Source organism: Mycobacterium europaeum (genome assembly GCF_002102155.1).
Lineage (GTDB): Bacteria > Actinomycetota > Actinomycetes > Mycobacteriales > Mycobacteriaceae > Mycobacterium > Mycobacterium europaeum.
Map to the genome: position 1 here is coordinate 76,086 of NZ_LQOU01000021.1, position 11,729 is coordinate 87,814.

At 68.5% G+C, this 11,729-nt stretch carries 13 protein-coding genes; 3 read left to right on the forward strand and 10 right to left on the reverse strand.

Features of this window, described 5'->3' with window-relative positions; translation table 11 throughout:
* Positions 1-55: 55 nt before the first annotated feature.
* The 4 genes from fusA to AWC03_RS11145 form a co-directional block, all read right to left on the reverse strand.
* Positions 56-2,161 (reverse strand): elongation factor G, encoded by a 2,106-nt coding sequence (fusA, locus tag AWC03_RS11130; RefSeq protein ID WP_085240535.1) that lies wholly within the window; start codon positions 2,159-2,161, stop codon positions 56-58.
* Between the two features lie 84 nt (positions 2,162-2,245).
* Positions 2,246-2,716, reverse strand: coding sequence for a 30S ribosomal protein S7 (rpsG, locus tag AWC03_RS11135; RefSeq protein ID WP_007167813.1), 471 nt, complete (start codon positions 2,714-2,716; stop codon positions 2,246-2,248).
* Positions 2,716-3,090, reverse strand: coding sequence for a 30S ribosomal protein S12 (rpsL, locus tag AWC03_RS11140; RefSeq protein WP_007767794.1), 375 nt, complete (start codon positions 3,088-3,090; stop codon positions 2,716-2,718). The genes rpsG and rpsL overlap by 1 nt, the downstream gene beginning before the upstream one ends.
* Before the next feature lie 301 nt (positions 3,091-3,391).
* Complete coding sequence (locus tag AWC03_RS11145; RefSeq protein WP_085240536.1) at positions 3,392-4,036, reverse strand: TetR/AcrR family transcriptional regulator; 645 nt, start codon at positions 4,034-4,036, stop codon at positions 3,392-3,394.
* A 137-nt stretch (positions 4,037-4,173) separates the two neighbouring features.
* On the opposite strand from AWC03_RS11145, the gene AWC03_RS11150 reads away from it, so the two are divergent.
* The 3 genes from AWC03_RS11150 (at position 4,174) to AWC03_RS11160 (ending at position 5,914) form a co-directional block, all read left to right on the forward strand.
* Entirely contained in the window at positions 4,174-4,542 is a 369-nt protein-coding gene (locus tag AWC03_RS11150) for a DUF3060 domain-containing protein (RefSeq protein WP_085240537.1), read from the forward strand.
* Positions 4,543-4,605: 63 nt separating this feature from the next.
* Positions 4,606-5,091, forward strand: coding sequence for a DUF3060 domain-containing protein (locus AWC03_RS11155; RefSeq protein WP_420845663.1), 486 nt, complete (start codon positions 4,606-4,608; stop codon positions 5,089-5,091).
* 88 nt (positions 5,092-5,179) lie between these two features.
* Positions 5,180-5,914, forward strand: coding sequence for a DUF732 domain-containing protein (locus tag AWC03_RS11160; RefSeq protein ID WP_085240538.1), 735 nt, complete (start codon positions 5,180-5,182; stop codon positions 5,912-5,914).
* A 20-nt stretch (positions 5,915-5,934) separates the two neighbouring features.
* Here the strand turns inward: AWC03_RS11160 and AWC03_RS11165 are convergent, their stop codons facing one another.
* From AWC03_RS11165 to AWC03_RS11190, 6 genes are read right to left on the reverse strand one after another with little or no spacing between them, the layout of a single operon-like run.
* A complete protein-coding gene (locus tag AWC03_RS11165; RefSeq protein WP_085240539.1) occupies positions 5,935-6,702 on the reverse strand; it encodes a crotonase/enoyl-CoA hydratase family protein in 768 nt (255 codons plus the stop codon).
* On the reverse strand, positions 6,699-7,418 hold the full coding sequence (locus tag AWC03_RS11170; protein ID WP_085240540.1) for a PaaX family transcriptional regulator C-terminal domain-containing protein: 720 nt from the start codon (positions 7,416-7,418) through the stop codon (positions 6,699-6,701). The genes AWC03_RS11165 and AWC03_RS11170 overlap by 4 nt, the downstream gene beginning before the upstream one ends.
* Before the next feature lie 2 nt (positions 7,419-7,420).
* A complete protein-coding gene (locus AWC03_RS11175; RefSeq protein ID WP_085240541.1) occupies positions 7,421-8,359 on the reverse strand; it encodes a crotonase/enoyl-CoA hydratase family protein in 939 nt (312 codons plus the stop codon).
* Positions 8,356-9,984: an acyl-CoA dehydrogenase family protein gene (locus AWC03_RS11180; protein WP_085240542.1), complete on the reverse strand. Its 1,629-nt coding sequence runs from the start codon at positions 9,982-9,984 to the stop codon at positions 8,356-8,358. Before AWC03_RS11180 ends, AWC03_RS11175 begins: the two co-directional genes overlap by 4 nt.
* A 53-nt stretch (positions 9,985-10,037) precedes the next feature.
* Positions 10,038-10,868 carry an extracellular catalytic domain type 1 short-chain-length polyhydroxyalkanoate depolymerase gene (locus AWC03_RS11185; protein ID WP_085240543.1) on the reverse strand — a complete coding sequence of 277 codons (831 nt, stop codon included), beginning with the start codon at positions 10,866-10,868 and terminating at the stop codon, positions 10,038-10,040.
* Between the two features lie 9 nt (positions 10,869-10,877).
* Positions 10,878-11,633, reverse strand: a complete 756-nt coding sequence (locus tag AWC03_RS11190) for a deoxyribonuclease IV (protein ID WP_085240544.1) — start codon at positions 11,631-11,633, stop codon at positions 10,878-10,880.
* Positions 11,634-11,729 lie beyond the last annotated feature (96 nt).

The following is an 11,729-nucleotide window of genomic DNA, read 5'->3' on the forward strand; positions in this document are numbered from 1 at the left end:
TTGTGCCGCGCCCAAGGCTTTGCAATGACCCGGCAAGATTACTCCGAGCAGATGTTTACTGACCCGTCGCCTTCGCGATGATCTCCTTCGACACGTTCGCCGGCACTTCGGCGTACGAGTCGAACACCATGGAGTAGTTCGCCCGGCCTTGGGTCTTGGACCTCAGGTCGCCCACGTAGCCGAACATCTCCGACAGCGGCACGTGCGCCCTGACGACGCGTGCACCGCTCCGCTCCTCCATGGCCTGGATCTGGCCACGGCGGGAGTTCAGGTCCCCGATCACGTCGCCCATGTAATCCTCGGGCGTGGTGACCTCGACGGCCATGATCGGTTCCAGGATCACCGGCTGTGCTTGCGCGGCAGCCTTTTTCAGCACCTGCGAACCGGCGATCTTGAACGCCATCTCCGACGAGTCGACCTCGTGGAAGGCGCCGTCGAGCAGCGTGACCTTGAGGTTCACCAGCGGGTAGCCGGCCAGCACGCCGTACTGCATCGCGTCCTGCGCGCCCGCGTCCACCGACGGGATGTACTCCCGTGGGATGCGGCCACCGGTGACCTTGTTCTCGAACTCGTAGGTGGCACCGTCCTCGCCGGTGAACGGCTCGAGGTTGATGATCACCTTCGCGAACTGGCCCGAGCCGCCCGTCTGCTTCTTGTGGGTGAACTCGACGTTGTTCGCGGCCCGCTTGATGGTCTCCTTGTAGGCCACCTGCGGCTTACCGACGTTGGCCTCGACCTTGAACTCGCGGCGCATGCGGTCCACCAGGATGTCCAGGTGCAGCTCGCCCATCCCGCCGATCACGGTCTGGCCGGTCTCCTGGTCCAGGTGCACCTTGAACGTCGGGTCCTCCTCGGCGAGCTTCTGGATCGACAGCGACAGCTTCTCCTGGTCGCTCTTGGTCTTGGGCTCGATCGCGACCTCGATGACCGGGTCGGGGAACGTCATGGACTCGAGCACGATCTGCTGGTTCGGGTCACTCAGGGTGTCGCCGGTGGTGGTGTCCTTCAGCCCGATCACCGCGTAGATGTGGCCGGCCGAAGCCGTCTCCACCGGGTTCTCCTTGTTGGAGTGCATCTGGAACAGCTTGCCCAGCCGCTCCTTCTTGCCCTTCGTGGAGTTGATGACCTGGCTGCCGGAGTCGACCTTGCCCGAGTACACCCGGACGTAGGTCAGCTTGCCGAAGAACGGGTGGGTGGCGACCTTGAACGCCAGCGCCGAGAACGGCTCGTCGGTGGACGGCTTGCGCGTGATCAGCTCGTCTTCCTTGCCGGGCACGTGGCCTTCGGCGGGCGGCACGTCCAACGGCGAGGGCAGGTAGTCGATGACCGCGTCCAGCATCGGCTGCACGCCCTTGTTCTTGAAGGCGCTGCCGCACAGCACCGGGTAGGCCTCCGAGCTGATGGTCAGCTTGCGGATCGCGCCCTTGATCTCCTCGACGGTGAGCTCCTCGCCGCCGAGGTACTTCTCCAGCAGCGCCTCGTCGGTCTCGGCGACGGCCTCGAGCAGCTTGGTGCGGTACTCGTCGGCCTTCTCCTGCAGGTCGGCGGGGATGTCGACGACGTCGTACTTCTCGCCGAGCTTGGCCTCCGCGCTCCACACCTTGGCCTTCATCTCGACCAGGTCGACGACGCCCTCGAAGTCACCTTCGGAGCCGACGGGCAGCTGGATCGGGATGACGTTGGCGCCCAGCCGCTCCTCCATGGTCTTCACCGAGAAGTAGAAGTCGGCGCCGATCTTGTCCATCTTGTTGACGAAGCAGATCCGCGGGACGTCGTACTTGTCGGCCTGGCGCCACACCTGCTCGGACTGCGGCTCGACGCCCTCCTTGCCGTCGAAGACGGCGACGGCGCCGTCGAGCACGCGCAGGCTGCGCTCCACCTCGACGGTGAAATCGACGTGCCCGGGGGTGTCGATGATGTTGATCTGGTTGTCATTCCAGAAGCAGGTGGTGGCCGCGGAGGTGATGGTGATCCCCCGCTCCTGCTCCTGCTCCATCCAGTCCATGGTGGCGGCGCCGTCGTGGACCTCACCGATCTTGTAGCTGATACCGGTGTAGTAGAGGATGCGCTCGGTCGTCGTCGTCTTGCCGGCGTCGATGTGCGCCATGATGCCGATGTTGCGGACCTTGGTCAGGTCGGTCAGCACGTCCTTCTGTGCCACAGAAGTCTTCCCACTCTTTCGATTGCTTGGTTGCTGTCTTGGTTGCGTCCGGCCACTATGCCAATTTGGCGCCCGGCGCCGCCTCTACCAGCGATAGTGCGCGAACGCGCGGTTGGCCTCGGCCATCTTGTGGGTGTCCTCACGCCGCTTGACGGAGGCTCCCAGGCCGTTGCTGGCGTCCAGGATCTCGTTCGCCAGCCGCTCGACCATCGTCTTCTCCCGGCGCTGCCGCGAGAAGCTGACCAGCCAGCGCAGGGCCAGCGTGGTGGACCGGTCCGGACGGACCTCGACCGGCACCTGGTAGGTCGCACCGCCGACGCGGCGACTGCGCACCTCCAGCGCGGGCTTGACGTTGTCGAGGGCACGCTTGAGCGTGATCACGGGATCGGTGCCGGTCTTGTCCCGGGCATTCTCGAGCGCTCCATAAACAATGCGCTCGGCCAGCGATTTCTTCCCTTGCAGGAGAACTTTGTTCACCAGCTGGGTGACCAGCTGCGACCCGTATACGGGGTCGTTGACCAACGGACGCTTCGGCGCGGGCCCCTTGCGCGGCATCAGCTCTTCTCCTTCTTTGCGCCGTAACGGCTGCGAGCCTGCTTGCGGTTCTTGACGCCCTGGGTGTCCAGCGAACCGCGAATGATCTTGTACCGCACACCGGGCAGGTCCTTGACTCGGCCACCGCGGACCAACACCATCGAGTGCTCCTGCAGGTTGTGGCCCTCGCCCGGGATGTAGGCGGTGACCTCGACCTGGCTGGTCAGCTTCACGCGCGCGACCTTCCGAAGCGCCGAGTTCGGCTTCTTCGGGGTGGTGGTGTACACGCGGGTGCATACGCCACGGCGCTGCGGGCTGCCCTTCAGGGCCGCGGTCTTGACCTTGGCGACCTTGTCGCGGCGACCCTTGCGGACCAGCTGCTGAATCGTTGGCATCTAGGACGCTTTCTGTGTTCGTGTTCGGTGTCTGTCGGCTGTTCTCAAGTCTTCGTACTGCAGTTATGCCCCGCCGCACTACCCCGCGGCCGGGTGTGTCGCACGCGCTGCGCACCCGAAGAAGATCCGATGCGTCGTAGACATGCGAATTCGCCCGGCATCCACTTCCTTACGGTTAGGCGCCGTAAGCCGCCAGGCACGAGCCTCCACAATACCCGGCGCCGGTCTCGCAGGTCAAAGCGGCGGCTCGTGGCGATCGCGAGCGCGGCGCAGCCGGGCGAAGCGGGTCGCCACCATCGGGTTAGGACCTGGCGCCGTTGTGCGCGACGCGCCGCTCGAGGCCGGCCGCCAGGCGCAGCACCATGTCCGAGAACAGCGCGTCGGTGTCGATGTCGTCCATGACACCGGTCATCTCCAGCAGCACGAAGCCGTGCAGCGCGGACCAGAACTCCAGCGACGCGTGGAAGGCCTCCTCGCCGTCGAGACCATAGGAGGACAGCACCGAGATCACCGGCGCGGCCGCTCCCCGCGTCGCGGCCGTGTACTCGGGGTCGTCACCGCCCAGCGGCATCCGGGTGAACGCCGAGTACCGGCCGGGATGGTGGTGGGCGTAGCTGCGGTACGCGCCCGCCATGACCAGCACCGCGTCGTCGCGGGCACGACCCTCGCCGACCCTGTTCAGCATCGTGATGATGTCGTCGATGACGCGGATCCGCACGGCGCGGCGCAGATCCTCCAGGCTGTCCACGTGGTTGTACAGCGACGGACCCTTGGTGCCGAGTTGGGTCGCCAGCGCGTTGATGGTGAGGGCATCCCAGCCCTCGCGGTCCAGGAAGGTGAGCGCGCCGTCGATGATGCCGTCGCGGCTCAGCTTGGCTGGGCGCGAGCCCGTTCTCCCCGCGCGCGGGCGCCCGGCCGCCGCGGGCGTTTCCGGCTGAGCTGCCATGGCGGGGCCCTTCGCTTGCGTTCATCGGGGTGCTTAACTAATGACTCTAGTTGACGCCGGGCACGAAACTGTTTCAGCCATGGCCGGATGGACGTAATCTCATCGAGCAGATCCACCCGTCACAAAGGGGGCCCGCAGTGAACTGGACAACCGCCGCCGGGTCGTTGGCAACCTGCATCATCACCGTCGCCGCCATTCCCGCCCCCGCCGCGCACGCCAAGAATGGCGACACCCACGTGATCGGGGAGGGCATCGAGCAGACGCTGGACTGCAACGACGCCACCCTGCTGGTCAACGGCACCCGTAACAACGTGACGGCGCTGGGCAACTGCTACGCGGTGACGGTGATGGGATCGTCCAACACCGTCGTCGCCGACTCGGTCTCGCACGACATCACCGTCTACGGCTACGACCAGACGGTGTTCTACCACAGCGGCACGCCGTTCATCTGGGACCGCGGCCGCGAGCTCGGCATGACCAACCGGCTCCAGCAGGTGCCCGGCTGAGCCGGACCCCCGCACCGCCATCCAGGCGAACAGGCCATTCAAATCGAGGGGAATCGAGGAACATTGTCCGCCCACATCTTTGACCGCCCCGCGGGGCTGATCGCACTCGCCGTGGCCTCGGCCGTCGCCGCCGTCACGGTGGCCGGCTGCAGTTCGACGGCCAATCCGCCCGCGGGATCGACCACGACGACGAAGAGCACTACCGCGACGACGAGCGCCGGGGCGGCGCCGACGACAGAGTCGGGCGGGGCGAGCACCACCGCGTCGGTGGAGATCGGCAACACACTCAACTACGGCTCGATGGGCACCACCACGACGCTCGACTGCGCCAGCGGCAAGTCGCTGAACGTGGGCGGCTCGGAGAACACCCTGACCGTCACCGGAGACTGCGCGACCGTGACCGTCGGCGGCACCAACAACAAGATCACCCTGGACAAGGTCGACACCCGCATCACCGTGGTGGGGCTCAACAACACCATCACCTACAAGGACGGTGAGCCCAAGGTCGACAACCTCGGTTCGGGCAACACCATCACCAAGGGCGGCTGACCGGTAGTCGTTCGCCGGCATCGGTTTTCGCCGAGATGCTGCGGGGATGGCCGGGGCATATGATCGTGCCAGCAGAACGGATCCAGCCATGTTCCCCAGTACCACCAACCGCGCCGGCGCGCTGGTGACGGCCTTTGTGGTACTGACCGGCGCCGTCATGCTTCCCGCGGCGGCGGCCGACCCCAACCCCGACGACCAGTTCGTGGCCCTGCTCGATCAAAAGGGCATCCCCGCCCTCGAGAACGTGCCGAGCCTCATCGCCACGGCCCATAGGATTTGTCGCCAACTCGATGGCGGGATGACGGCCGACGGCGTGGTCGACGACATGAAGCGACGGGCGTTCAACGCCAACGCGGCCAGCGGCCCGTACCCTCCGGACCGCGTCATGCGCACCGTCGCCCGATTCATCTCCGCCTCGGTCGAGGCCTACTGCCCGAACAATCAACCCAAGATCGCTGCCCTGCAATCCATGGCCAATCCCGTGCCCGGCTCGAGCGCACCGTCGCAGCGGAGCACCGTGGACACGCACTCCGCCGCCTTTCGGGCGATCAGCTTGGTGCGGGGACCGTTCCCCACGGGGGAAACCGGCGAGCCCGACCCACCGCAGCTTCCTCCCCCGCCGCCGCCGACGGCCCAGATCATGACGCCACCCCGGCCGGTCACGACCCCGTCTCCGCCGCAACGACCGCTGCCGGCGCAGCCGCCGCCATCGGGACCGCAACAGGAGCCCGGTAACCCCCAGCCGGGGGGCCCTCCCGGCGGTGGTGGCGCCGGTCCGGAGTCACCACCCATGCCGCCCGGCAGGGTGCGGCTCGCGCCGTAGGCCCTGCGCCCAGGGGTTGGCTAGCCCGCGGGCGCGCCGTGCCGGCCGGCGCCCGCGGCGAACCGTCCGGCCCCCTCGTTCGCCTCGGCGGCGACGCGGGAGATGCTGGCGAACTCGAAGTCGATCGCCTCGGATTCCGTTGCGCCCCATTGATTTAACGCCGAAAGCCGGTCCGATCGCAGGCACTGCTGCGGCAGCGCGGCCAGCTGCGCCGCCAGCTCCTCGGCCGCCTGTCGCGCCTGACCGGTGGGCACGACGCGGTTGGCCAGCCCCATCGCGAGCGCCTCATCGGCCCTGACACCGCGGCCGGTGAGAATCATGTCCATCGCGCGGCTGTGCCCGATCAGCCGCGGCAGCCGCACGGTGCCGCCGTCGATCAGCGGCACCCCCCACCGCCGGCAGAACACCCCGAACACGGCGTCCTCCTCGGCCACCCGCAGGTCACACCAGATGGCCAGCTCCAGGCCTCCTGCGACGGCGTAGCCGCTCACCGCGGCGATCACGGGTTTGGACAACACCATTCGGGTGGGGCCCATCGGCCCGGGGCCGGTCCGGTGCACGGCGTTCGCGTCGGGTGTACCGAAGGCCTTCAAATCGGCTCCGGCGCAAAAGGTTCCACCGTCCCCCCACAACACCGCGACGGATGCCGTCTCGTCACGGTCGAATTCGTCGAATGCCGCGTACAGCGCGGCGGCGGTGGGGCCGTTGACCGCGTTGCGCGCCGCCGGCCGGTTCAAGATGACGGTCGTCACCGGGCCATTGCGCTCGATACGCACCGGATCGCTCATTGTGCCTCCGCAAATAGTGGTTCCCGCCGCTCGAGCAGCTCGGTGGCGAAGTCGTGGTAGGCCGCACGCAGCCGGGCGCCGGGCCAGTCGCCCGGCAGCAGTTCGTCGGGCAGCACCGGGTCGGTGAGCAGGTGTCGCACCGTGGCCGCCGCCACCACGAAACGTCCCGGAATGTCGCGCGCGGCGGCCATCGCGTCGAGCAACTCCCGGCCGGCGCGCGCCCAAGCGGGCAGGTCCCACAGCTGGGCGGCCAGCCCGGCCGGGTCGTCGTCGCGGGCCCGCAGGACCCGGACCCGGGCATCGATCTCGGGGTCCAGGTCGAACTCCAGGTTGTCCGGCCGCATCCAGACGCCTTCGCGCAGCTCACCGAAGCGCTTGGCGTGCAGAGCGGTCCGCAGTGCGGCCCGGGTGCGCGCGTCGCCGCCCACGCTGGTCACGATCAGCGTGACCCAGTCCCCGCGCCACGTTCGCAGCCGCGGGTCGATGGCGTCGTCCTGCCGCCGCTGGCGGGCCAGCAGCCGGTCCGAGAGCCGGTAGCCGTCCGCGGAGCGGATCAGGTCGCCGGCGCCGACCATGCGGGTCAGCGCCACCCGCAGGGTGGTCTCCTTGATCCCGAAATCGGAAGTAAGCCTTATTAATTCACTCGCGCTGGCACACGCCGGGTGGGCCCCCAGCAGCACGCTGAGCACCACCGACCGGGCCGTCATGGTGGGCATGGCTATACCTGTGACGCCCGGCGGCCGTAGTCGCCGAAGGGCTCGTCGCGATGCCGCACCGCGTCGCGGAAGCCGTGCTCGGTGGCGTCGGCGACGAAGGCGTGGCCCTCCGGGGTGTGCCGCGCGACCCCGTCGAACACGGTGCTGACCATCCTGCTGGTGGCCACACCCTGTTGCAGCAGAGCCGAATTCAGTGCCAGCTTGACCATGATCAGCTGGTTGACGGGCACCGCGGCGATGCGTTGCACGAGCCGCTCGGTGCGCTCGTCGAGGTCGGCCGGGTCCGGCGCCTCGACCGCCAGGCCCCATTCGGCGGCCTGCGCGCCGGTGATGCAATCGCCGGTGAACAGCAGGCGCTTGGCGCGCTGGTCGCCGAGCCGGTGCGCCCACAACCCCGCCGCCGGGACGCCCCACACCCGCGCAGGCGGGTAGCCGATCTTGGCATCGGCGGCGGCGATCACCTGGTCGGCGTGCAGCGCGATGTCGGTGCCGCCGGCCACGCAGTAGCCGTGGATCTTGACCACCGTCGGTTTGTCGGCGTGCATCAGGCTGGAGAAGCCGCGCACGAACCGGCTCATCATCTGGTAGTCGATCATCGGATCCCACGGCTGATTCGGTAAGTGGTTGACCGCCTGGGTTTTTCCGTCCAGCACCGTGTCCCGATAGGCGCCGGTCCCGCCGGCCGACCCGGTGCGGTCGGCATAGGCGGACAGGTCGAACCCCGCGCAGAACCCCTCCCCGCGGCCCGAGACCAGGATGACGTGCACTTTCGGGTCGAGGTCGGCGCGCTCCACCAGGGCCGAGAGCTCCAGCGGGGTGTCCGCGACGATCGCGTTGCCCTTCTCCGGCCGGTTGAAGGTGATCCGGGCAACCCGATCGGTGACCTCGTAGGTCATCGTCTTGAGGTTGTCGAAGTCGACCGGCCTGATCGCGTGCGTCATCCCTTGACCAGGGCGCGCTCGAGGATCGGGGCCAGGTCCAGCCCGACGGGCATGGTGCCGTAGGCGCCGCCCCACTGCCCGTCGAGCCGGGTGGTCAGGAAGGCCTCGGCGACGGCGGGGTGGCCGTGGCGCACCAGCAGCGATCCCTGCAGCGCCAGACAGATGTCCTCGGCGACCTTGCGGGCCCGGTGCGCGATGGTGTCCAGGTCGGTCAGGTCGCGCCGCAGCCGTTCGACGTGCGCGCCCAGTCGCGGGTCGGCGCCGGCGCTTTCGGCCAGCTCGTCGAACAGCACCTCGACGCATTCGGGCCGGGTGGCCATGGCGCGCAACGTGTCCAGCGCGCTGACGTTGCCCGAGCCCTCCCAGATGCCCATCAGCGGCGCCTCACGGAACAGCCGCGGCATGCCCGAGTCCTCGACGTAGCCGTTTCCGCCCAGGCATTCCAGCGCCTCGGCGGCGTGCGGGGTGGCGCGCTTGCACACCCAGTACTTGCTGGCCGCCAGACCGATGCGGCGCAGCAGCGCCTCCCGGTCGTCGCCCCGCAACGCCTTGTCGGTGGCGCCGGCCATCCGCATTGCCACGATGGTGGCGGCCTCGGCCTCCACGGCCAGGTCGGCCAGCACGTTGCGCATCAACGGCTGATCGATCAGGTAGGCGCCGAACGCCTTTCGGTGCTGGGCGTGGTGGATGGCCCGGGTCAGTCCGGTGCGCATGCTGGTCGCGCTGCCCAGGGTGCAGTCCAGCCGGGTGAGGTTGACCATCTCGATGATGGTGGGCACTCCGCGGCCCTCCTCGCCCACCAACCACGCGGTGGCGCCGTCGTATTCGACCTCGCTCGACGCGTTGGCGTGGTTGCCGAGCTTGTCCTTGAGCCGCTGCAGGAACATGCGGTTGCGGGTGCCGTCGGGCAGTATCCGCGGCAGCAGGAAGCAGGACAGCCCGCCCGGGGCCTGCGCGAGGACCAGGAAGATGTCGCACATCGGCGCCGAGGTGAACCACTTGTGCCCGGTCAGGCGGTAGCTGCCGTCGCTGTTGGGGGTCGCCTGCGTGGTGCCGGCGCGCACGTCGGACCCGCCCTGCTTCTCGGTCATCGACATGCCGGCGGTGATGCCGCGCTTGGTGGTGGCGAGCTTGAGTTCGGGGTCGTATTCACGGCTGGTGAGCAGCGGCTCGTAGACCGCCGCGAGTTCGGGGTGATAGCGCAGCGCGGGGACGACGGCGTAGGTCATCGAGATCGGGCAGGTGTGGCCGGGCTCGACGTTCCAGACCGACATCTTCGCGGCACGCACCACATGCGCGCCCGGGCGGTCGTCGGCCCACGGCGCGGCGTGGATGCCGGCGGCGATCGCCGTGCGCATCAGCTCGTGGTAGGCCGGGTCGTACTCGACCTCGTCGACCCGGTGACCGTACCTGTCGTGGGTGTGCAGGATCGGACGGTTGCGGTCGGCGAGCTCGCCCCAGCGCTGCGCCTCGTGGCCCGCGGCGATCGCCCCCACCTCGTTCACCTCTTCTGAGCCCCATTCCCCGCCCTCGCGGATCAGGGCCTCCATGAGCACCGCGGACGTCGCGGGGTTGTAGTTTTCCAGCGGGGGAACCTGGTTGGTGACGACATGCGTATCCGACATCCCCTCATGTTACATTTTCCCGACAGTTGCACAAGAGGTGTAATGCCCGTCCGTCAGCGGGTATGGGCTCGAAAGAAGCCCCACAGCGCCCGGCTGGCGAACGCCGGCCACTCGTGGCCGCCCCGGTCGATCGTGATGAGCGTGACGCCGCGGTTGCCGGCGCATTCCGCCGTCGACGTGGTGATCGGGCCATCGATCGCGCTGGCCGGGCTCGTACACCGGTCGACGTTGCGCCAGAACGCGTTCACGCTCGGCACCGGGGGCCCGTTGATGACGCTGAAACCCTGCCCGCCGTTGTAGGGCACCAGCCGGTCCGCCGTGCCGTGGATGTGCATGATCGATACCGGGCGCGGGTTCGGGCATCCGTTGAGCTGGGTGCCGGCCACCGGGCCGATCGCGGCGAAGATGTCGGTGGCGCACGCCAGCGTGTAGGACATGATGCCGCCGTTGCTCATGCCGGCGACGTAGACCCGGGCGGGATCGGAGCCGACGTTCTTGGCGATGTCGGCCACCGCCGCGGCGATGAAGGCGATGTCGTCGACGCCTTCCCGTCCCGGCCGGCCGCAGCACGACTCCCCGTCGACGTTCCAGGCGCCGTCGAGTCCGTCGGGGTAGGCGACGACGAATCTGGCCGAATCGGCCAATTGGTCCCAGCCGTAATCCCTTTCGACCTGCCTCGCGCTACCGGAATAGCCGTGCAGGACGACGACCAGCGGAGCCGCGTTCGGTGTTCCCGCGGGCTTGTAGAGCCGGTAGCTGCGGCCGTGCCCGCCCGCCCGCAGATGGTGCAAACTGGTGCCGGTCACGAAGCCCGAGGGCGGCGTCGGCGAACAGCCCGCGACCAGTAGGACGACCCCGACGAGGGTGGCGAGCCGACCGGGCACGACCGTGGCTCAGCCGCTGGTCTTTTCCCGCAGGAACGCGATGTCGTCCTTGCGGCCCTCGTCGGCGGTCTCGCAGATGACCGGAGCGTCGGCCGCCTTGACGACCGCGGCCAGCAACTCGGGGTCGATCTGGCCGGTGCCGAAGTTGGCGTGCCGGTCGGCGCCCGAGCCCGCCGCGTCCCGCGAGTCGTTGCAGTGCACCAGGTCGATGCGCCCGGTCAGCGCCTTGATCCGGTCCACCGCGTCGATCAGTTGCTCACCGGCCGCCCACGCATGGCAGGTGTCCAGGCAGAACCCAATCCCCTTGTCGCCGATGTGGTCCCAGAGCCTGCCGATCGTGTCGAAGTGGCGGGCCATCGCGTGGTCGCCGCCCGCGGTGTTCTCCAGGTACACCTGCATGTCGGTTTCCAGGTAGTCGAGCGCTTTGACCCACCGCTCGAAACCGGCCTCCATGTCGTCGTCGTCGGCGTGGCCGCCGTGCACGATCACCGCCGTCGCGTCGATCTCCGACGCGGCGTCGCAGGTGTCCTGCAGGATCTTGCGCGACGGGATGCGGATCCGGTTGTTCGCCGATGCCACGTTGATGAGGTACGGGGCATGGACGTACAGCGGCACGGCGGACGCCTTGAGCGCCTCGGCGTCCTCCCGGGGCTTCGGTTTCTTCCAGCTCTGCGGGTTGCTGAGGAAGAACTGCACCACGTCGGCGCCGTCCGCCTCCGCGGCGGCCAGCGGGTCGTCATTGCGGACATGTGAACCGATCAGCACGCGGCCCAGTCTAGTGCGGCGAGCAGACGCAGAATCGCACTGCGGGAGCCCGCGGCGTGCGACTTTGCGTCTGCTCGGCATAGAAAAAGCCCCCGC

Excerpts from the sequence above, each read along its gene's own strand:
- rpsG (WP_007167813.1), bottom strand. The coding sequence starts at position 2,716 with ATGCCGCGCAAGGGGCCCGCGCCGAAGCGTCCGTTGGTCAACGACCCC.
- rpsL (WP_007767794.1), bottom strand. The coding sequence starts at position 3,090 with ATGCCAACGATTCAGCAGCTGGTCCGCAAGGGTCGCCGCGACAAGGTC.
- AWC03_RS11145 (WP_085240536.1), bottom strand. The coding sequence starts at position 4,036 with ATGGCAGCTCAGCCGGAAACGCCCGCGGCGGCCGGGCGCCCGCGCGCG.
- AWC03_RS11160 (WP_085240538.1), top strand. The coding sequence starts at position 5,180 with ATGTTCCCCAGTACCACCAACCGCGCCGGCGCGCTGGTGACGGCCTTT.
- AWC03_RS11165 (WP_085240539.1), bottom strand. The coding sequence starts at position 6,702 with ATGAGCGATCCGGTGCGTATCGAGCGCAATGGCCCGGTGACGACCGTC.
- AWC03_RS11170 (WP_085240540.1), bottom strand. The coding sequence starts at position 7,418 with ATGCCCACCATGACGGCCCGGTCGGTGGTGCTCAGCGTGCTGCTGGGG.
- AWC03_RS11175 (WP_085240541.1), bottom strand. The coding sequence starts at position 8,359 with ATGACGCACGCGATCAGGCCGGTCGACTTCGACAACCTCAAGACGATG.
- AWC03_RS11180 (WP_085240542.1), bottom strand. The coding sequence starts at position 9,984 with ATGTCGGATACGCATGTCGTCACCAACCAGGTTCCCCCGCTGGAAAAC.